Annotated in this window: 15 protein-coding genes, 5 tRNA genes and 1 pseudogene; 7 read left to right on the top strand and 14 right to left on the bottom strand. The window is 70.5% G+C overall.

The window, feature by feature from the left end; translation table 11 throughout:
• Window positions 1–17: 17 nt before the first annotated feature.
• Both N6H00_RS28240 and N6H00_RS28235 read right to left on the bottom strand, forming a co-directional pair.
• Window positions 18–1,019 (bottom strand): NAD(P)H-dependent glycerol-3-phosphate dehydrogenase, encoded by a 1,002-nt coding sequence (locus tag N6H00_RS28240; protein WP_268974632.1) that lies wholly within the window; start codon window positions 1,017–1,019, stop codon window positions 18–20.
• Entirely contained in the window at window positions 1,016–1,774 is a 759-nt protein-coding gene (locus N6H00_RS28235; RefSeq protein WP_268974631.1) for a lysophospholipid acyltransferase family protein, read from the bottom strand. Before N6H00_RS28235 ends, N6H00_RS28240 begins: the two co-directional genes overlap by 4 nt.
• Before the next feature lie 170 nt (window positions 1,775–1,944).
• Between N6H00_RS28235 and cofC the strand changes: the two are divergent.
• Window positions 1,945–2,559: pseudogene (gene cofC, locus N6H00_RS28230) on the top strand (2-phospho-L-lactate guanylyltransferase); the annotation flags it as partial.
• Window positions 2,560–3,070: 511 nt separating this feature from the next.
• Here cofC and N6H00_RS28225 read toward each other — a convergent pair.
• The 4 genes from N6H00_RS28225 to leuC all read right to left on the bottom strand — a co-directional run bounded on the left by N6H00_RS28225 (window position 3,071) and on the right by leuC (window position 6,175).
• The gene (locus N6H00_RS28225) at window positions 3,071–3,649 is read right to left on the bottom strand and encodes an HU family DNA-binding protein (protein WP_268974630.1); all 579 of its coding nucleotides are present in this window, start codon (window positions 3,647–3,649) and stop codon (window positions 3,071–3,073) included.
• Window positions 3,650–3,774: 125 nt separating this feature from the next.
• Window positions 3,775–4,020: a hypothetical protein gene (locus N6H00_RS28220; protein ID WP_268974629.1), complete on the bottom strand. Its 246-nt coding sequence runs from the start codon at window positions 4,018–4,020 to the stop codon at window positions 3,775–3,777.
• 124 nt (window positions 4,021–4,144) lie between these two features.
• Window positions 4,145–4,738 carry a 3-isopropylmalate dehydratase small subunit gene (gene leuD, locus N6H00_RS28215; RefSeq protein WP_268974628.1) on the bottom strand — a complete coding sequence of 198 codons (594 nt, stop codon included), beginning with the start codon at window positions 4,736–4,738 and terminating at the stop codon, window positions 4,145–4,147.
• 6 nt (window positions 4,739–4,744) lie between these two features.
• Window positions 4,745–6,175 (bottom strand): 3-isopropylmalate dehydratase large subunit, encoded by a 1,431-nt coding sequence (gene leuC, locus N6H00_RS28210; RefSeq protein WP_268974626.1) that lies wholly within the window; start codon window positions 6,173–6,175, stop codon window positions 4,745–4,747.
• A gap of 142 nt (window positions 6,176–6,317) precedes the next feature.
• On the opposite strand from leuC, the gene ndgR reads away from it, so the two are divergent.
• Window positions 6,318–7,034 (top strand): IclR family transcriptional regulator NdgR, encoded by a 717-nt coding sequence (gene ndgR, locus N6H00_RS28205; protein WP_030834082.1) that lies wholly within the window; start codon window positions 6,318–6,320, stop codon window positions 7,032–7,034.
• A 250-nt stretch (window positions 7,035–7,284) separates the two neighbouring features.
• On the opposite strand, the gene N6H00_RS28200 is transcribed toward ndgR, so the two are convergent.
• From N6H00_RS28200 to N6H00_RS28165, 8 genes are all read right to left on the bottom strand, one after another.
• Window positions 7,285–7,360, bottom strand: a tRNA-Glu gene (locus N6H00_RS28200).
• A gap of 38 nt (window positions 7,361–7,398) precedes the next feature.
• Window positions 7,399–7,470: transfer RNA gene (locus N6H00_RS28195), tRNA-Gln, on the bottom strand.
• A 13-nt stretch (window positions 7,471–7,483) separates the two neighbouring features.
• Window positions 7,484–7,556: transfer RNA gene (locus tag N6H00_RS28190), tRNA-Glu, on the bottom strand.
• 31 nt (window positions 7,557–7,587) lie between these two features.
• A tRNA-Glu gene (locus N6H00_RS28185) sits at window positions 7,588–7,660 on the bottom strand.
• A 50-nt stretch (window positions 7,661–7,710) separates the two neighbouring features.
• A tRNA-Gln gene (locus N6H00_RS28180) sits at window positions 7,711–7,782 on the bottom strand.
• Window positions 7,783–7,949: 167 nt separating this feature from the next.
• Window positions 7,950–9,437, bottom strand: a complete 1,488-nt coding sequence (gene gltX / locus N6H00_RS28175; protein WP_268974623.1) for a glutamate--tRNA ligase — start codon at window positions 9,435–9,437, stop codon at window positions 7,950–7,952.
• The gene (locus N6H00_RS28170) at window positions 9,430–10,221 is read right to left on the bottom strand and encodes a fumarylacetoacetate hydrolase family protein (protein WP_268974622.1); all 792 of its coding nucleotides are present in this window, start codon (window positions 10,219–10,221) and stop codon (window positions 9,430–9,432) included. Before N6H00_RS28170 ends, gltX begins: the two co-directional genes overlap by 8 nt.
• A 120-nt stretch (window positions 10,222–10,341) precedes the next feature.
• Window positions 10,342–10,548 (bottom strand): hypothetical protein, encoded by a 207-nt coding sequence (locus N6H00_RS28165; RefSeq protein ID WP_268974621.1) that lies wholly within the window; start codon window positions 10,546–10,548, stop codon window positions 10,342–10,344.
• A gap of 567 nt (window positions 10,549–11,115) precedes the next feature.
• Here N6H00_RS28165 and N6H00_RS28160 point away from each other — a divergent pair.
• The 5 genes from N6H00_RS28160 (at window position 11,116) to N6H00_RS28140 (ending at window position 20,128) form a co-directional block, all read left to right on the top strand.
• Complete coding sequence (locus tag N6H00_RS28160; RefSeq protein WP_443073058.1) at window positions 11,116–15,204, top strand: nitrate- and nitrite sensing domain-containing protein; 4,089 nt, start codon at window positions 11,116–11,118, stop codon at window positions 15,202–15,204.
• Between the two features lie 9 nt (window positions 15,205–15,213).
• Window positions 15,214–15,627: a roadblock/LC7 domain-containing protein gene (locus N6H00_RS28155; RefSeq protein ID WP_020868201.1), complete on the top strand. Its 414-nt coding sequence runs from the start codon at window positions 15,214–15,216 to the stop codon at window positions 15,625–15,627.
• A 105-nt stretch (window positions 15,628–15,732) separates the two neighbouring features.
• A complete protein-coding gene (locus N6H00_RS28150) occupies window positions 15,733–16,143 on the top strand; it encodes a DUF742 domain-containing protein (RefSeq protein ID WP_268974619.1) in 411 nt (136 codons plus the stop codon).
• Entirely contained in the window at window positions 16,124–16,708 is a 585-nt protein-coding gene (locus tag N6H00_RS28145) for a GTP-binding protein (protein WP_268974618.1), read from the top strand. The genes N6H00_RS28150 and N6H00_RS28145 overlap by 20 nt, the downstream gene beginning before the upstream one ends.
• A 333-nt stretch (window positions 16,709–17,041) precedes the next feature.
• Window positions 17,042–20,128 carry a sensor histidine kinase gene (locus N6H00_RS28140; protein WP_268974617.1) on the top strand — a complete coding sequence of 1,029 codons (3,087 nt, stop codon included), beginning with the start codon at window positions 17,042–17,044 and terminating at the stop codon, window positions 20,126–20,128.
• Window positions 20,129–20,136 lie beyond the last annotated feature (8 nt).

Genomic DNA, 20,136 nt, shown 5'->3' with positions numbered 1-20,136 from the left:
TTGCGGTCCGCGCCGCGTCAGTGCCGCTCGGCCTTGGCGCTGCGGGACATCAGCTCTTTGAGTGCGACAAGGGGCTGTTTGCCGTCGTGCACGATCCCGACCACGGTCTCGGTGATGGGCATGTCGACGTCGTGGCGGCGGGCGAGATCCAGCACGGACTCGCACGACTTGACGCCCTCCGCGGTCTGCTTGGTGACCGCGATGGTCTCCTCCAGTGTCATCCCGCGGCCCAGGTTGGTGCCGAAGGTGTGGTTGCGGGAGAGCGGGGAGGAGCAGGTGGCCACGAGGTCGCCCATACCGGCCAGGCCCGCGAAGGTGTGCGCGTCGGCGCCCATCGCCAGGCCCAGCCGGGTCGTTTCGGCGAGGCCGCGGGTGATGAGCGACGCCTTGGTGTTGTCGCCGAGCCCCATGCCGTCGGCGATGCCCACGGCCAGCGCGATGACGTTCTTCACCGCGCCGCCCAGTTCGCAGCCGACCACGTCGGTGTTGGTGTACGGGCGGAAGTACGCGGTGTGGCAGGCGGTCTGGAGGCGGCGCGCCACGTCCTCGTCGGGGCAGGCCACCACGGAGGCGGCGGGCTGCCGGGCGGCGATCTCCTTGGCGAGGTTGGGCCCGGTGAGCACCGCGACGCGCTCCGCGGGCGCCTTGGCGACCTCCTGGATGACCTCGCTCATCCGCTTGGCGGTGCCGAGTTCGACGCCCTTCATCAGGGAGACCAGCACGGTGTCGCCGGGCAGCAGCGGGGCCCACTCGGCGAGGTTGCCGCGCAGCGTCTGGGAGGGCACGGAGAAGACGGTGAACTCCGCGTCGCGGGCGGCCTCGGCCGGGTCGGTGGTGGCCCGGATGCCGTCGGGCAGCCGGACACCGGGGAAATAGTCGGGATTGACGCGTTCGGTGTTGATGGCCTCGACGACACCGGGCCGGCGGCCCCACAGCGTCACCTCGCAGCCGGCGTCGGCGAGCACCATCGCGAAGGCGGTGCCCCAGGAGCCGGTGCCGAAGACGGCGCAGCGCGTCACTTGCTCTCCTCATCGGCCACCGGGAACGGTCGGCCGTCGGTGCGGGGGCGGGTGGGCCGGTCGGGCCGCCGGGCGGGCGCGGGCTCTCCGCGCACCTCGGACAGGAGGTCGGTGATGGCGTCCATGATGGTGTCGGTGGCCGCCCGGAGGACCTCGGCGGTGGGCTCCTGGCCGTAGAACTCGGACAGGTCCACCGGCGGGCCGGCGTGCACCTTGAGGGTCTTGCGGGGGAAGAGGCGCAGCCGCTTCTCCTTGGCGTACGGCGGAACGGCCTCGTTGGCGCCCCACTGGGCGATGGGGATCACCGGGGCCTTGGTGAGCAGCGCGACCCGCGCCGCACCGGTCTTGCCGCGCATGGGCCACATGTCGGGGTCCCGGGTGAGGGTGCCCTCGGGGTAGAAGGCCACGCATTCGCCCTTGTTGATGGCGTCCACGGCGGCCCGGAAGGCGTTGGCGGCGTCGGTGGACTCGCGGTAGACGGGGATCTGTCCGGTGCCGCGGAGCATGCTGCCGACGAAGCCGCCCCGGAAGAGGGCGGCCTTGGCGAGGAAGCGCGGCACCCTTCCGGTGTTGTACTGGAAGTGCGCGTAGGAGAGCGGGTCGAGATACGAGTTGTGATTGATCGCGGTGATAAATCCACCGTCGGCGGGAATGTGCTCCATTCCGTGCCAGTCCCGCTTGAACAGAACCACCAGCGGCGGTTTGATCAAGACCGCTGCCATGCGGTACCAGAAGCCGATTCTGCGGCCGGACACTCGGAACATCCTCTCTTGGACCCTGCTGACCTGCTGGCTTGCTGCCGTCCGGGCAGCCGCACAAGTGTCGCTCCAGGTACCCCGTCTGTCGAGGACACCGTAACCCCGCACGTCTTCGGCGAGCCGGGCGGCAGGTCAGAATGAGGTCCGTGGGAACAAACGGAGCCCGTGTGACCTGGACCCTCGTGGTGCCGCTGAAGCCCTTGTCACGAGCCAAGACCAGGCTCTCCGACGCCGCCGGGGACGGTCCCAGGGCCTCACTCGCGCTCGCGTTCGCGCAGGACACGGTGGGCGCGGCGCTGGCGAGCCGGTGGGTGCGGGGCGTGACCGTCGTCACCGACGACCCGCTCGCCGGACGCGAGCTGTCGGCCCTCGGCGCCCGGATCCTGCCCGATCTCCCCGGGCGCGGTCTGAACGCGGCGCTGGCGCACGGCGCCCACGCGGTCCGCGAGGAGCGCCCGGAGGCCGCCGTGGCGGCGCTGAACGCCGATCTCCCGGCGTTGCGGACCGCGGAGCTCGATCTGGTGCTCGAGGCCGCCGCCGGCTTCTCACGCGCTTTTCTGGCGGACGCCGCGGGGGTGGGCACCACGCTGCTCTCGGCGGCGCCGGGGGCCGACCTCGCGCCCGCCTTCGGCGGCCCCTCCCGGGCCCGGCACCGGGCGTCGGGGGCGCGGGAGATCGAACTGGCGGCGGTGGACTCGGTGCGGCGGGACGTGGACACGGCCGGGGATCTGCGCGCGGCGGTGGCACTGGGTGTGGGCGTCCACACCAGGGCTAGGCTGGCGGACATGCAGGGAACCGCCTATACGTACGACCCCGAGACCCGCGCCGGCAGCGTGCTGCTCGACGACGGCACCCCGCTGCCGTTCGACACCGCGGCCTTCGACGCCGGGGGGCTGCGGATGCTGCGCCCGGGGCAGCGGGTGCGGATCGAGGTGGCGGGCGAGGGCGAGGAGCGCCGGGTCGTCCTGGTCACGCTACAGACGTTCTGAGCGACGCGGACTTTTGAGCCGCGGACGTTCTGAGCGAGGCGGACGCCCTGAGCGACGCGGATGTTCTGAGCTGCGGACGCCCTGAGCGACGCGGACGTTCTGGGCTGCGGACGTTCTGAGCGAGGCGGACGCTCTGAGCACGGACCTTTCACGGGTCCGGAGGTGACAGGCGGCCTGGAACGCCCGGAAGACCTGGAACACCCGGAGCGGCGACGCCGGACCGGGTGCCGACAGCACCGCGGGCCGGGCTCCCTCAGGGAGCCCGGCCCGGCGCGTGAACGGTGCGGCGCCTGTGCGCTGCCGACTAGCGCTTCCTCGCGGTGGTCTTCTTCGCGGTGGTCTTGCGCGCGGTGGTCTTGCGGGCCGGGGCCTTCTTCGCCGCGGCCTTGGCGGGTGCCTTCTTGGCGGCGGGGGCCTTCTTGGCCGGGGCCTTCTTCGCCGCCGCCTTGGCCGGGGCCTTCTTGGCGGCGGGGGCCTTCTTCGCCGCGGGCGCCTTCTTCGCGGGAGCCTTCTTGGCCGCCTTCTTGGCCGCGGCCTTCTTCGCCGCCGCCTGGAGGCTGCCCTTGGGGGCCTTCTTCACGGCGACCTCGCCGCCGCGCGGGAGCTTCTTGGAGCCGCTCACCAGGTCCTTGAACCCCTGGCCGGGACGGAAGCGGGGCACCGAGGTCTTCTTGACCCGCACGCGCTCCCCGGTCTGCGGGTTACGGGCGTACCGGGCAGGACGTTCCACCTTCTCGAACGAGCCGAATCCAGTGACCGAAACTCGCTCCCCGGCGACGACCGCCCGGACGATGGCATCCAGGACGGCGTCGACCGCATCGGCGGCCTGCTGACGGCCGCCGAGCTTGTCGGCAATCGCTTCTACGAGCTGCGCCTTGTTCACGTCTTCCCCTTCGGAGGCATTGCCGGAATCAATGTGTTCAAGCTTTTTCGCACGTTAGGCAGATATATACCGCAAATCAAACACGAAACGGGCTAATCACCCTTGTGCCGCAACGCACTAGATCGTCACGGACTTCCGTCGGTGTCGGGATCTTGGGGGAAACGCCCCTCGTCGATGTCGTTCATCAACCGCTCCAGACGCTTTGCCGCGCCCGCGAGATCGTGTTTCGCCGCCGAGGTGATGACCAGCAGCTTCCGGGACAGCGCCATCCGTACGCCCTCCGGGACTTGCAGTGCGCGCACCTTTGCGTGCGCTTCCTTGAGCCGGTCGGCGACGAGGCCGTAGAGCTCGAGTTGGCCGTCGCGTTCCATGCACTGATTGTGCCATCTGAGGCGAGTTGTCGCTTCATGGGGCCTCAACATGCCGATGCGCCGCCGGTCCGAGGACCGGCGGCGCATCTTGCCAAACCCGCTCTACGCAGGGGAAACCGGGGGGTCAGACCTCCACGGTGCTCGGCTTGAAGGAGGGTCGGCGCGCCTCGTACGCGGCGATGTGCTCCTCCTCCCGGAGGGTGAGGCTGATGTCGTCCAGCCCCTCCAGGAGTCGCCACCTGGCGTTCTCGTCAAGCTCAAAATCAGCCGTGATGCCCTCGGCTCGAACCTGGCGGGCGACGAGGTCCACGGTGACCTCCGCGGCGGGGTCCGCCTCGACCAGCTTCCACAGCCGGTCCACGGTCTCCTGCGGCAGGACGACGGTCAGCAGTCCGTTCTTGAGGGAGTTGCCGCGGAAGATGTCGGCGAAGCGGGACGAGATGACGGCCTTGAAACCGTAGTTCTGCAGCGCCCACACCGCGTGCTCACGCGAGGAACCGGTGCCGAAGTCGGGGCCGGCCACCAGGACCGTTCCGCCCTTGTACTCGGCCTTGTTGAGCACGAACTCCGGGTCCTTGCGCCACGCCTCGAAGAGTCCGTCCTCGAAGCCGTCGCGAGTGACCTTCTTCAGCCAGTGCGCGGGGATGATCTGGTCCGTGTCCACATTGCTGCGGCGCAGCGGGATGGCCCGGCCGGTGTGCGTGGTGAATGCTTCCATGACTGCTCAGGCCCCCACGGGAGTCGATACGGCGGCGTCGGACAGGTCGGCGGGCGAGGCCAGGTGGCCGAGCACCGCGGTGGCGGCGGCGACCTGCGGCGAGACCAGGTGGGTCCGGCCGCCCTTGCCCTGCCGGCCCTCGAAGTTGCGGTTGGACGTGGACGCCGACCGCTCACCGGGCGCGAGCTGGTCGGGGTTCATGCCCAGGCACATCGAGCAGCCCGCGTGCCGCCACTCGGCGCCGGCGGCGGTGAACACCTTGTCCAGGCCCTCCTCGACGGCCTGGAGGGCGACCCGCACCGAGCCGGGGACCACCAGCATCCGTACGCCGTCGGCCACCGAACGGCCGGACAGCACCGAGGCGGCGGAGCGCAGGTCCTCGATGCGGCCGTTGGTGCAGGAACCGACGAAGACGGTGTCCACCGCGATGTCACGCAGCGGCTGACCCGCCGTCAGGCCCATGTACTCCAGGGCCTTCTCGGCGGCGAACCGCTCGCTGGCGTCCTCGAAGGAGGCGGGGTCCGGAACCGAGGCCGACAGCGGCGCGCCCTGGCCGGGGTTGGTGCCCCAGGTGACGAACGGGGCGAGTTCGGAGGCGTCGATGACGACCTCACGGTCGAAGACCGCGTCGTCGTCGCTGCGCAGGGTGCGCCAGTACGCGACGGCGGCGTCCCAGTCGGCGCCCTGGGGGGCGTGCGGGCGGCCCTCCAGATAGGCGAAGGTGGTCTCGTCCGGGGCGATCATGCCCGCGCGGGCGCCCGCCTCGATGGACATGTTGCACACGGTCATCCGGGCCTCCATCGAGAGCTTCTCGATGGCGGAGCCGCGGTACTCGATCACATAGCCCTGACCGCCGCCGGTACCGATCTTCGCGATGATCGCCAGGATCAGGTCCTTGGCGGTGACCCCCTCGGGCAGCTCGCCCTCGACGGTGATCGCCATGGTCTTGAACGGCGCGAGCGGCAGCGTCTGGGTCGCCAGCACATGCTCGACCTGGCTGGTGCCGATGCCGAACGCGAGGGCGCCGAAGGCGCCGTGGGTCGAGGTGTGGCTGTCACCGCAGACCACGGTCGTCCCGGGCTGGGTCAGTCCCAGCTGCGGTCCCACCACGTGGACGACGCCCTGCTCGACATCGCCGAGCGGGTGCAGACGGACGCCGAACTCCGCGCAGTTCTTGCGCAGCGTCTCCAACTGGGCGCGGGAGACGGGGTCCGCGATCGGCTTGTCGATGTCGAGCGTGGGGGTGTTGTGGTCCTCGGTCGCGAGGGTGAGATCGGTACGACGGACCGTGCGACCCGCCTTGCGCAGGCCGTCGAACGCCTGCGGGCTGGTCACCTCGTGCAGCAGGTGCAGATCGATGAAGAGCAGGTCAGGCTCGCCTTCGGCGTGCCGGACGACATGGTCGTCCCAGACCTTCTCCGCGAGTGTCCGTCCCATCGCTTTCCCTCCGGCCGGCGCCAGTGCCGGCCCAACTCGTGTCGAGTGCGTGCCCTGGTCTGCGGGCCCACCATTTACAGAGTGGCGGGTATCCCAGGAAATTGAACTTGCGTTTCACAGTGTGAGACGCGAGTATCGTTTCATGGACAACACTAGCGGTGTCGGCGTTCTCGACAAGGCGGCTCTGGTGCTGAGCGCCCTGGAGTCCGGTCCGGCCACCCTCGCCGGACTGGTCGGGGCGACCGGTCTCGCCCGCCCCACGGCACACCGGCTCGCGGTAGCACTCGAGCACCACCGGATGGTGGCGCGGGACATGCAGGGACGCTTCATTCTGGGCCCGCGCCTGGCCGAGCTGGCCGCGGCGGCGGGCGAGGACCGGCTGCTCGCCACGGCCGGTCCGGTACTCACCCACCTCCGGGACGTGACCGGCGAGAGCGCGCAGCTCTACCGGCGCCAGGGAGACATGCGCATCTGCGTCGCCGCGGCCGAGCGGCTGTCCGGACTGCGGGACACCGTGCCGGTCGGCTCCACCCTCCCCATGAAGGCCGGCTCGGCGGCCCAGGTGCTGATGGCCTGGGAGGAGCCCGAGCGACTGCACCGCGGGCTGCAAGGCGCCCGCTTCACCGCCACGGCCCTGTCGGGCGTACGGCGACGGGGCTGGGCCCAGTCGATCGGCGAGCGGGAGCCCGGCGTGGCATCCGTCTCGGCCCCCGTGCGCGGCCCCTCCAACCGCGTGGTCGCCGCCGTCTCGGTCTCCGGACCGATCGAGCGGCTGACCCGCCACCCGGGCCGGATGCACGCCCAGGCCGTGATCGACGCGGCAGCACGCCTGACGGACGCGCTGCGCCGGGGAAATTGATCACCGCCTTACGGCGCCCATGGCGCCCTTACGCCCGCTTCAGCGACAACCGGTCGGCCGCGCGCTCCCCGCGGCGGCCGACCGGAACGACCCGCCCGAGCGGATCGAGGCCGTGGTGGCGCTCACGGGGCTCTACGAACCGGTGCTGCTCAGCTGCGGCGGCTCCCGCACACCGAGGAATCCGGCCGCCGCTTCGGAGAGTGACCGGGAGACGGAAAAGCCCTCCGCGCTGTCGCGGAGGGCTGCTCACTGGTACCCCCGACCGGATTCGAACCGGCGCTACCGCCTTGAGAGGGCGGCGTGCTAGGCCGCTACACAACGGGGGCCTGTTTTCCGTACATGCTGCTGTGCGTCATGTACAGCGCTGGGCTACCAGGACTCGAACCTAGACTAAATGAACCAGAATCACTCGTGCTGCCAATTACACCATAGCCCATGGTATAGACCAGTACCCCCGACCGGATTCGAACCGGCGCTACCGCCTTGAGAGGGCGGCGTGCTAGGCCGCTACACAACGGGGGCCCTAGCGATCTCCGTCTTTCGAGGAGATCCGTACCCCCGACCGGATTCGAACCGGCGCTACTGCCTTGAGAGGGCAGCGTGCTAGGCCGCTACACAACGGGGGCTTGGTCCTGCTTTGATCAAGAGATCCACCAGAGAACCGAGGAATCTCCTGCTGGGGTACCAGGACTCGAACCTAGACTAAGTGAACCAGAATCACTCGTGCTGCCAATTACACCATACCCCACCAAAACGCCACCCCCGTAAGGGGTTTTGTTTGGTTTGCGCCCCCGGCCCGACCTCTCGGCCGCCCGTCCGGCGCAGGAAGAACATTACCCGATGGTGGACGGGCCACCAAAACGAGTATCACCGCGAGTGGCGCCGCCGCGCGGGCACGGGCGGCGCCCCGCGTCCCTATCCGGCCAGCTTCGCCAGCGCCGCGTCGACCCGGGCCAGCGTGCGCTCGCGGCCCAGGACCTCCAGGGACTCGAACAGCGGCAGGCCGACCGTGCGGCCGGTGACGGCGACGCGCAGCGGGGCCTGGGCCTTGCCCAGCTTGAGGCCGTGCTCCTCGCCGGCCGCGAGGACCGCGGCCTTCAGGGTCTCGGCGTCCCAGTCCGCCTCGGCGAGCCGGGTACGGACCGAGGCCAGCAGCGCGTCGGCGCCCGGCTTCATCGCCTTGGTCCAGGACGCCTCGTCCGCCACCGGCTCGTCGAGGAAGAGGAAGTCCACGTTGGCGGTGATGTCGGACAGGACGGTCAGCCGGGTCTGGGCCAGCGGGGCCAGCGCCGCGAAGCCGGCCGCGTCGAAGGCCTCCGGGGCCCATGGTGCGTGCGGGGCCTTCAGCCAGGGCTCGCAATGCTCGATGAACGCCTTCACGTCCAGCCGCCGGATGTGGTCCGCGTTGATCGCCTCGGCCTTCTTGAGGTCGAAGCGCGCCGGATTGGCGTTCACCGCCGAGATGTCGAACGCCTCGACCATCTCCTCCATCGAGAAGACGTCCCGGTCGGCGGAGAGCGACCAGCCCAGCAGGGAGAGGTAGTTGAGCAGCCCCTCGGGGAGGAAGCCGCGCTCCCGGTAGAGGTTCAGCGAGGACTGCGGATCGCGCTTGGAGAGCTTCTTGTTGCCCTCGCCCATGACATACGGGAGGTGGCCGAAGACCGGCACCGTGCCGGGGCCCACGCCGATCTCGGCGAGCGCCCGGTAGAGCGCGATCTGGCGCGGGGTGGAGGACAGCAGGTCCTCGCCGCGCAGCACATGCGTGATCTCCATCAGCGCGTCGTCGACGGGGTTGACGAGCGTATAGAGGGGAGCGCCGTTGGCCCGCACGATGCCGTAGTCCGAGACGTTCTCGGGGGTGAAGGTCAGCTCACCGCGCACCAGGTCGGTGAAGGTGATCGGCTCGTCCGGCATCCGGAAGCGGACGATCGAGTCGCGCCCCTCGGCCTCGTACTCCGCGATCCGCTCGGCGGTCAGGGTGCGGCAGGTGCCGTCGTAGCCGGAGGGCCGGCCGGCCTTGCGGGCCGCCTCGCGGCGCTCCTCCAGCTCCTCGGCGGTGCAGTAGCAGCGGTAGGCGTGGCCCGCCTGGAGCAGCTTGTCCGCGACCTCGCGGTAGATGTCCATCCGCTGCGACTGGCGGTACGGGGCGTGCGGGCCGCCGACCTCGGGGCCCTCGTCCCAGTCGAAGCCCAGCCAGCGCATGGCGTCCAGCAGCTGCGCGTAGGACTCCTCGGAGTCGCGCGCGGCGTCGGTGTCCTCGATACGGAACACCAGGGTGCCGCCGTGGTGACGGGCGTAGGCCCAGTTGAACAGGGCCGTGCGGACCAGGCCGACATGGGGGTTGCCGGTCGGCGAGGGACAGAAACGAACCCGCACGGGGGCGGAGGAGGGTGCGCTAGCCACGCTTGATCACCTTGTTGGTGAGAGTGCCGATGCCTTCGATGGTGACGGCGACCTCGTCGCCGACGGAGAGCGGGCCGACGCCCGCCGGGGTGCCGGTGAGCACGACGTCGCCGGGGAGCAGCGTCATCGCCTCGGTGATGTGCACGATCAGATCCTCGATCGGGCGCACCATCTCGCTCGTCCGGCCGAGCTGACGCTGTTCACCGTTGACGGTGCACATGATGCCGAGATCCCCGGCGCGCGTCAGGTCGATATCGGTCTCCACCCAGGGGCCCAGCGGGCACGAGGTGTCGAAGCCCTTGGCCCGCGCCCACTGCTTCTCGCGCTGCTGGGCGTCGCGGGCCGTGATGTCGTTGCCGCAGGTGTAGCCGAGGATGACGTCCTTGACGCGCTCGCGCGGGACCTCGCGGCACATCCGTCCGATGACCACGGCCAGCTCGGCCTCGTGGTGCACCTCGGAGGAGAAGGAGGGGTAGACGACGGGGTCGCCGGGGCCGATCACGGAGGTGGACGGCTTGAAGAAGACGACCGGGACGTCGGGGACCTGGTTGCCCAGCTCCGCCGCGTGCTCGGCGTAGTTGCGCCCGATCGCGACGACCTTGTTGGGCAGGACGGGCGGCAGCAGCCGGACCTTGCTCAGCGGGACCTTCTGGCCCGAGCGCTCGAATTCGGCGAAGGGATGGCCCTTGATGATGTCGATGACGGGACCGTCCTGACCGGACGGTTCGCCCTCCACCACGCCGAAGGCGACGTTGCCGTCGATGGAGAATCTGGCGATGCGCACGGGAAGCCTTGGCTCCTTGACTGAACTGGCTGGAGACTGACGCTCCAGGCTATCGCTCCGCGCCTCGCGCCCCGCCGTCCCGCCCGCCGGCGGTGGTGGCGTCTGCCGTGACCCGGGGGATCAGCGGCCCGGGACCTCGGTCAGCACGGTGCGCTTGGGGTTCGCGGTCCGGCTCGGCAGCTCGACGCGGGGCTCCGGCCGCTGCTCGGACTCGGCCGGCAGTTCCGCCGCGTCCACGACCTCCTTGATCTCCTTGACGTCCTTGAGGTGCGCCAGGGTGGTGCGCCGCGGGTTGGCTATGGAGCGGAACATCATCGTCGTCTTCACTTGGTCTATGCCTCGCTGTTTGTCGTTCGTACCGGCTCTGTAAAGCGTCAGGCTAGAGGCCGCCTTGCCCATGGATTCACAGGAAAAGTCACCGCAAGCATGTGATATTGCTCACGACCGATCGGGCAAATGCCTCATAGCGGGCGGTCGATTCAATCGAACCAACCGGACATCACATACCCGAACCTGACGTTCCGCTCTTGATCATCGCTAGCCGGACACCAGGTCGCGGCCATCGATTCGTAACCGAAAGTCCGTTATCGCCGACATGGCTTTCTACGTCCGGTAATAAGGACCGTACTGAGCGTCACGCGCATCACAGCCTTTTCCGTTGCCCTTGTTGCAGCATCCGGCACTGTGCTGGAATTCCCGGGACCGCCGCAGGAATCGGCCGGCGCGCACGGGGGCGCAACACAGAGGCGCCGAGCGGCGGGGGGCTCCTCTTGTCGACAGGAAAGGAAGCGCGCCGGTCACTCACGACCGACAGGGGGGATCGCGGTCCCCCATGACTCGACACCGCTCCGCCGCACCGTCGGCGGGGCGCCTGGTCCAGAGGTTGCGACGCTAGTGCAGGGACGTTTCAAGAGGGATGGTGTGGGGGCTCCCCAGGCCCGCCAGGGCCGAGGGGAAGCTTCGGCGGACCCGGAGCCGCGTGGCGGGGCCGACCGCGGCTCCTCGCCCCAGCGCGCCCAGAGCAACGGCAGGACGCCGGGCGATCAGAGCCCCGAGTCCGGTGCGCGGAGCGCCACCCGGCCCAGTGCGCCCGGCGGCGGAGAGGCCGCGGACCAGCCGGCCAAGCCGAAGACCCCCGGCGGCCCCAGCGGGCCCGGCAGCCGCCTGGCCCTGCGCAACTGGCGCATCAGCACCCGACTGGTCTCCCTGCTCGCGCTCCCGGTGGTCGCCGCGACCACCCTGGGGGCGCTGCGCATCGAGGGCTCGCTGGAGAACATCCAGCAGCTCGACCAGATGAAGCTGCTCACCGAGATGACGCAGCAGGCCACCCAGCTGGCCAGCGCGCTCCAGGAGGAGCGCGACAAGTCGGCCGGTCCGCTGGCCGGCAAGGGCAACGACAAGGACGACCGGGTCGTCTCCACCCGCGAGGACACCAACCGCGCCATCGCGGCCTTCCGCGACGCCACGCACAAGATCGACCCCGGCGACCAGTCGATGGCCGGTGTCCAGTCCACGCTCGTCAACATCGACCGTCAGCTCGGCAAGATCAACGAGGTCCGCGACAACGCGTACGACAACAGTCAGTACTACTCGCTGACTGTCCAGGACTACAACGAGCTGATCAACTCGCTGCTGTCGCTCTCCCAGGACATGGCGCAGGCGACCAGCAACCGCGCGATGATCAACAACACCCGCGCGCTCGCCACCTTCTCCTCCGCCAAGGAGTACGCCTCCATCCAGCGCGCGCTCATCAGCGCCGCCCTCGCCGACCCCAAGGGCGCCGACTTCTCCGCCAACGACCGCCGCTTCGCCAGAACGGCGGTGGACAAGGAGAACGAGGCGCTCAGCCGCTTCAAGCAGATCCGCCAGGGCAACTCCGAGGATCTGCTCGAGCCCCTGGACAGCCGCCCGGACATCAAGGCGGCGACCATGTACGCCGACCGCGCGGTGCGCGACCCGGAGGGCCTGAAGGCGGAGAAGCGCACCGATCTGGACTGGTACGACCAGGACAGCATCAAGATCGAAGAGATGGGCAAGATCGAGCAGACGCTGCTCAGCGAGATGCAGCAGAAGGCCCGTGAGCTCCGCGACTCCGCCCAGCAGGACGCGATCCTCAACGGTGCGCTGATCCTGCTGGTCCTCGGCGTCTCCCTGGTCGGCGCCTTCGTCGTCGCCCGCTCCATGGTCCGCTCGCTGCGCCGCCTCCAGGACACCGCGCAGGAGGTCTCCCAGAAGCGGCTGCCCGAACTGGTCAAGCAGCTCTCCGAGTCCGACCCGCAGGATGTGGACACCTCCGTCGAGTCCGTCGGTGTGCACAGCCGGGACGAGATCGGAAGGGTGGCCGCGGCCTTCGACGACGTCCACCGCGAGGCGGTCCGGCTCGCCGCCGAGCAGGCGCTGCTGCGGGGCAACGTCAACGCGATGTTCACCAACCTCTCGCGCCGCAGCCAGGGCCTCATCCAGCGCCAGCTCTCGCTCATCTCCGAGCTGGAGAGCCGCGAGGCCGACCCGGACCAGCTGTCCTCGCTCTTCAAGCTCGACCACCTCGCCACCCGTATGCGCCGGAACGGCGAGAACCTCCTGGTCCTCGCGGGCGAGGAGCCCGGCCGCCGGTGGACCCGGCCGGTGCCGCTGGTGGACGTGCTCCGTGCGGCCGCCTCCGAGGTGGAGCAGTACGAGCGCATCGAGCTCAGCTCGGTCCCGGCGACCGAGGTCGCCGGCCGGGTCGTCAACGACCTGGTGCACCTCCTGGCCGAGCTGCTGGAGAACGCCACCTCCTTTTCCTCGCCGCAGACCAAGGTCAAGGTCACCGGTCACGCCCTGCCCGACGGGCGGGTGCTGGTCGAGATCCACGACACCGGTATCGGGCTCTCCCCCGAGGACCTGGCCGCGATCAACGAGCGGCTGGCCTCCCCGCCCACGGTCGATGTGTCGGTCTCCCGGCGCATGGGTCTGTTCGTGGTCGGCCGGCTGTCGCTGCGCCACGGCATCCGCATCCAGCTCCGGCCGTCCGACTCGGGCGGTACGACGGCGCTGGTCATGCTGCCCGTCGACGTCGCCCAGGGCGGCCGGAAGCCGGCCCCGCAGGGCCCCGGCGGCAAGGCGGGCCAGGGCGGGCAGGACGCGGCCGGCGGCGGTCAGGGCAACGGCTCGGCCGGACTGCTCGGCTCGTCGCCCTCGCGCCGCCAGGTTCCGGGCGGGGGTCCGCGGTCCGCGCTGCCGGGCCAAGCCACCGGCAGCGGACTGCCGACCCGTCCGGTCGGCGCCGGTGCGGGCCCCTCGGGCGGTGCCCCGTCCAGCGGCACCAACTTCTTCGAGGGCGGACGGCCTCCCGGCCCCCGGCCCAGCACCCCCTCGGGCCCCGGCGCTCAGGGCGGTCCCGGTGTTCAGGGCGGTCCCGGTGTTCCCAGTGGCCCCGGCGACTCCTCCGGCCGCCCCTCGCTTCCGCAGCGCGGCGAGCGCCCGACCGTCGCCCCGCCGACCGGCGCCCCGGCCCGTGCCGACGCGGGCGACCAGGGCGGCCGCCCGCAGCTGCCCACACGCGGCCCCGCGCCCGAGCTTCCGGCCCCCACCCAGCCCGGCACCAGCTGGGGCGCGCGCCGCGCCGCGGCGGGCGAGGACGACTGGCCGACCGCCCCGCGCGACGCGGGGGACACCCCGCGCGGACACGAGGAGTTCGACTCGACGGGGCAGTTCGCCCAGCCGGACCTCGGCGACACCCCGGAGCGGCGCGATCCGTTCGGCAACCGCGGTCCCGGCGACACCGGCGAGCTGCCGCAGCTGGGCGACGGCCCCAGCATGTTCGAGCCGCGCCGCGCGCCCAGCGGATCGCGGGGCGGCGAGGGACCGGGTGACACCGGCCAGTTCCAGCGTCCCGACTACGACCGCGGCCCCGGCGACACCGGAGAGTTCGCCCGCCCCGAGCTCGGCCAGGGCCCCGGCGACACCGGCCAGTTCCAGCGTCCCGACTACGGCCGCGGCCCCGGCGACACCGGAGAGTTCGCCCGCCCCGAACTGGGCCAGGGCCCCGGCGACACCGGCCAGTTCCAGCGTCCCGACTACGACCGCGGCCCCGGCGACACCGGAGAGTTCGCCCGGCCCGAGCTCGGCCAGGGCCCCGGCGACACCGGCGCGTTCCAGCGTCCCGACGTGGGCGGCCCTGGCGACACCGGCCAGTTCGCCCGCCCCGAGCTCGGCCAGGGACCGGGTAACACCGGCCAGTTCCTCCACCCCGAACTCGGCCAGGCTCCCGGTGACACCGGCGCGTTCCAGCGTCCCGACGTGGGCGGCCCCGGCGACACCGGAGAGTTCGCCCGGCCCGACATGGGGGGCACCGGCGAGTTCCCGCTGCCCCAGGGCCCCCAGGGCGAGGGGCGCACCGGCGACCCGCTGCCGCCCGCCGGTCCCGGCGACGGCCGTACGCCGATCTTCGACACCATCGAGTCGACCTGGCTTCGCAACCAGGACGAGGACCCGGGCGCTGCGGACTTCCAGGACGGGGGCCGGCGGTTCCCGTCCGAGTCCTCCGCGCCCGAGCCCACCCCCGGCCGGCCCGCCTCGGCCGTGCCACCCCTCTCGTCCCGCGAGCCGCAGTCGGCCTCCCGGGGCACGGGCGAGTTCGCCGGCTCCGGCGCCAACGGCGCCGGGCTGGACGGACACGACCTGACGGGGTCCCACTGGCGTACGTCGCCCCACAACGACGAGCGCTGGCGCCGCGCCGAGCAGATCCGCGAACCAGCGGCCGGCGGTATCACGTCGTCCGGGTTGCCACGGCGGGTGCCCCGCGCGAACCTCGTGGAGGGCGCCGCACACCAGCCGCAGCAGCCCGACCGGACTGGGCCGCAGGTGTCTCGCGCGCCCGATGATGTACGCGGAAGGCTGACCAACCTCCGCCGGGGAATTCAGCAGGGTCGTCGGGCCGGCACCGGACTCGGCGACAACCATGATCGCGGCATTGGCCCGACTTACCAGCAGGAGCGTTAGTTGAGCCCGATGAGCCAGGCGGCGCAGAATCTGAACTGGTTGATCACCAATTTCGTGGACAACACCCCCGGGGTGTCCCACACCGTGGTGGTCTCCGCCGACGGACTCCTTCTGGCGATGTCCGAAGGCTTCCCCCGTGACCGAGCCGATCAACTGGCGGCGGTGGCCTCCGGCCTGACCTCGCTCACCTCCGGAGCCTCCCGCATCTTCGAAGGCGGCGTGGTCAACCAGACCGTCGTCGAAATGGAACGAGGCTTCCTCTTCATCATGTCCATCTCCGACGGATCCTCCCTTGCCGTACTCGCCCACCCGGAGTGCGACATCGGCCTCGTCGGCTACGAGATGGCCCTGCTGGTCGATCGCGCGGGCAACGTCCTCACCCCGGACCTGCGTGCCGAACTACAGGGCAGCCTGTTGAACTGACCCATCGACCATCCGACGCCCGTCCACCCGGCCCCGGCCGGGCAGGCCCCCACCGGCACCGACCGACGGCGCGACCGTCACCTTGTTGTCCGACCGGAGGATCCAATGACCCCGCCCCCTGCCCCGCCCGGCCCGTACGGCGGCCATCACCAATCGCCGTACGGGGGTGAAGGCGACCAGCCGTTGGTGCGCCCGTATGCCATGACCGGTGGCCGGACCCGGCCGCGCTACCAGCTCGCCATCGAGGCGCTGGTCAGCACCACGGCCGACCCCATGCACCTGCAGGGACTGCTCCCCGAGCACCAGCGGATCTGCCAGCTGTGCCAGGAGGTCAAGTCGGTCGCGGAGGTCTCGGCGCTGCTCAACATACCGCTGGGTGTGGCGCGGATCCTGGTGGCGGACCTGGCGGAGGCCGGCATGGTGGCCATCCACCAGCCCGGGGGCGGTTCGGAAGCGGGCGGGACCCCGGATGTGACACTGCTCGAAAGGGTGCTCAGTGGACTTCGCAAGCTCTAGCGGCGCTCCTCCGGCCAGCGCGACCACCTCCGCGAAGATCGTGGTGGCGGGCGGCTTCGGCGTGGGCAAGACCACGTTCGTCGGCGCGGTCTCGGAGATCAACCCGCTGCGCACCGAAGCCGTGATGACGTCGGCCTCGGCGGGGATCGACGATCTGAGCCACGTCCAGGACAAGACCACGACGACCGTGGCGATGGACTTCGGCCGTATCACGCTGGACGACGACCTGATCCTGTACCTGTTCGGCACACCGGGTCAGGACCGCTTCTGGTTCATGTGGGACGACCTGGTGCGCGGTGCCATCGGTGCGGTGGTCCTGGTGGACACCCGGCGACTCGCCGACTGCTTCCCCGCCGTCGACTACTTCGAGAACTCCGGACTGCCCTTCGTCATCGCCCTCAACGGCTTCGACGGACAGCAGCCGTACAGCCCCGAAGAGGTCCGCGAGGCCCTCCAGATCGGCCCGGACACCCCCATCATCACCACCGACGCGCGCCACCGCAGCGAGGCCAAGAGCGCGCTCATCACCCTCGTCGAGCATGCGCTGATGGCCCGGCTCAAGTAGGGACCGCTGTCCGGAAGTTGTCGGGCGCGACGCAGCGCGGGCCGTGTTGTTCGACACGGCCCGCTCGTCGTTCATAACGTTTCGACAGAGATCTGGTCCGGCCGTCGACACTGAGTGCGTTCGGACAGCTCCGTTGTGCATTCGAATGGTTCGGCGTTTGACACGGCTCATCCGTAACGCCCGTTTTATCTCTGGTCCGGACAACGGACTGAGCGCTTCACGCACTGTTTGGAAAGCACCTGCGGGGCGTGCTGGAATTCCCTGAACTGGGCAGTCAGGGCTCAGCTGGGAACGGCACGGACGAGGTGCCGACGCCGAGAGGTTGTTGGTCGAGTGAGGCGAAGCAAGCCGGACCCCGCGCAAAAGACGCGCGGGAACTTCACCCCGCCGCCGCGCACACGTACAGCGGCGTCGCCCGCCGAGGTGTCCGGGCCGCCCGCCCCGAGCGGCGGCCGGATCTCACCACGGAACTGGCGGGTGCGCGGCCGGCTGTACGCGATCCTGCTCATCCCCGTGCTCATCGCCCTGGTCTTCGGTGGCTTCCAGGTCGCCTCCTCGGTCTCCACCTGGATGGAGGCGCGGGACGCCGAGCGCACCGCCCAGGTCGTGCGGGCCGCCAGCTCCTACGCCCACGCCCTGGTCAACGAGCGCGACCTGAGCGCGGGCCCGCTGCTCACCGACAGCAACGAGGCCGTGGTGGCCAAGGCGCGGGCCACCAGCGACGCGGCGAAGCGGGACTTCGACGCGGCCGTCACCGATATGCCGCAGACGGCGGTCCTCAAACGCCGCCTCAGAGCGTTCAGGGCCGTCGAACCGCAGCTCGCCGCCCTGCGCCGGAACGCCTACACCGACCGGCTGAACGGGGTGAAGACCGAAGAGGGCTATGTCACCGTCGAGCACGGGCTGACCGAGTTCGCCAATGAACTGGGCCTGGGCACCGGCAATATCACCTCATACGGCCGTACCGTCTACGCGGTATCCCTGGCCAAGGGCGCGGAGTCGCTGCAACGCTCCATCGGTACCCATCTGCTGGTCAAGCCCGGTCCGTCCGCGACCGACCGCAAGGCCCAGCTGACCGCCTTCACCTCGTACGCCTACCTCGAGGGCATCGCGCTCGGGGAGTTCGAGGCGGCCGGCACACCGCAGGACGTGACCCGGCTCGAGGACACCCTGACGGCGGCGGAGAAGCGTGCGCGAACGCAAATAGCCGAGGCGAAGCGCAAGGCCGAGGCGGCCGGTGAGAAGTTCGTGGCGCCGCCCAGCATGGAGCAGATGGTCAAGGCCATCGGCAGCGGCGCGACGCCCACCGAACTGGCCGCCCAGGGAATCACCCCGGACTCCTGGTTCAACGCCTCCACGATCAAGTTCAGCGCCTACCGGGAGGCCGAGCAGACCCTGGTGGACAAGGCCGTGAACGACGCGGCCGAGATCTCCTCGGACGCCCGGCGCGATGCGATCGTGAACGCCGTGATCGTGGTGCTGGCACTGTTCGCCGCCTTCATGGTGGCCGGCCGGATGGCTCGTTCGATGAGCCATTCGATGCAGCAACTGCGCAACGCCGCTCTGGAGGTCGCCGGCAAGCGGCTGCCCGCGGTGGTCGACCAGCTCTCCCGCACCGACCCGGGACGAGTGGACACCCGGGTCAGCTCGATACCGATCAACACCAAGGACGAGATCGGCGAGGTGGCCCGCGCCTTCGACCAGGTGCACCGCGAGGCGATCCGGCTCGCGGCCGAGCAGGCGATGCTGCGCGGCGGCGTCAACGCCATCTTCACCAACCTTTCCAGTCGCAACCAGGGACTGATCGAGCGGCAGCTGACCCTGATCTCCGAACTGGAGAGCCGGGAGGCCGACCCGGACCAGCTGGAGCACCTCTTCCGGCTGGACCACCTGGCCACCCGTATGCGGCGCAACGGCGAGAACCTGCTGATCCTCGCGGGCGAGGAGCCCGGCCGCCGCTGGAACCAGCCGGTGCCGCTGATCGATGTGCTGCGCGCCGCCTCCTCGGAGGTGGAGTCGTACGAGCGCATCGAGCTGGCCGGGGTCTCCGAGAGCGAGATCCACGGCACCGCGGTGACCGACCTGGTGCACCTCCTGGCCGAGCTGCTGGAGAACGCCGCCACCTTCTCCTCCCCGCACACCAAGGTGCGGGTCACCTCGACCCGGCTGCCCGACGGCCGGGTGGTGGTGGAGATCCACGACAAGGGCATCGGCCTGACCGCCGAGGACTTCGCCGACATCAACCACAAGCTGGCCAACCCGCCGACGGTGGACGCGACGGCCTCCCAGCGCATGGGACTCTTCGTGGTCGGCCGCCTCGCCGACCGGCACGGCATCCGGGTCCAGCTGCGCCCCTCCGGGGAGCAGGCGGGCACCACCTCGCTGGTGATGCTGCCCGAGGCGATCACCCATGGCGGTGGCGGCGAGGAGCTGCCCCAGGACGACTTCACGGTCTCCCGGATCGTCCCCGAGCCGCGGCCGGCCGTCCAGGAGCCGAGCGCGGAGTCCTCGCGTACCGCCGCCGAGCTGGGCTTCGACGACTCCGCGTACGAGCGGGAGCAGGGACGGAACCAGCTCCAGGACCAGAACCGGTTCCAGGAGCAGAACCAGCTCCAGGGCCAGCACCGGTTCCAGGGCCAGTACGGCGGAATGGACGCCACCGCGCCCGAGCAGGAGCCGCGGCACGACCAGGCGGCTGCCGATCCGCTGGCGCAGTCCTCCTACCAGAATTCCGCCTTTACGCAACCGGAGGCGGATTACACAACTCAAACGGAATCTGGACAGCGGCCATACGTCGGCTACAACTCGCCCTCCCAGCAGGGAGAGTGGGGCGATTCCGGATCTTTCGAGATGCCCTTCGGGTCGCAGTTCGGGACCGAAGCGGAATCAGGACCCAGCGCTCCCGAAGTTTCCCGGGACCGCGTAGAGTTCCACCGTCCGGGCCCCTCCCCGAGCGGAATCCACTCGATGACCGACGCCGGACTTCCGCGTCGGGACGTGCAGTGGCGACCGTCCGAGGAGACAGGGGCACAGGGGGTGGCCGGGGACCCGATGGCGCCCGCGGCGCCGGAGGTGCCCCGACAGGTCCCTCAGCAGCAGGAGGACAGTGCCCCGTGGCAGTCGGAGAACGACCAGCGCTGGCACCGTGCCGAGCAGCTGCGCGAGCCGAAGGCCGGCGGGGTCACGCCCTCCGGGCTGCCCCGGCGGGTGCCCAAGGCCAACCTGGTCGAGGGCGCCGCGGAACTGACCGGACAGGGCGGCCCCCAGGTCTCCCGTGCCCCCGAGGACGTCCGCGGCAGGCTGAGCAACCTGCGCCGCGGTGTCCAGCGGGGGCGCGCGGCAGGATCCGGGACCCCCGGGCGTGACCGGCATGACCAACAGGGCTTCGGCCCCGGCAGCACCTACGATCAGGAGCGTTAGTGTGAGCC

This window comes from Streptomyces sp. S465, from assembly GCF_026898115.1.
Classification (GTDB): domain Bacteria; phylum Actinomycetota; class Actinomycetes; order Streptomycetales; family Streptomycetaceae; genus Streptomyces; species Streptomyces luomodiensis.
The sequence above is the reverse complement of the archived record's forward strand: the minus strand, read 5'-3'. Positions and strand labels throughout refer to the sequence as shown.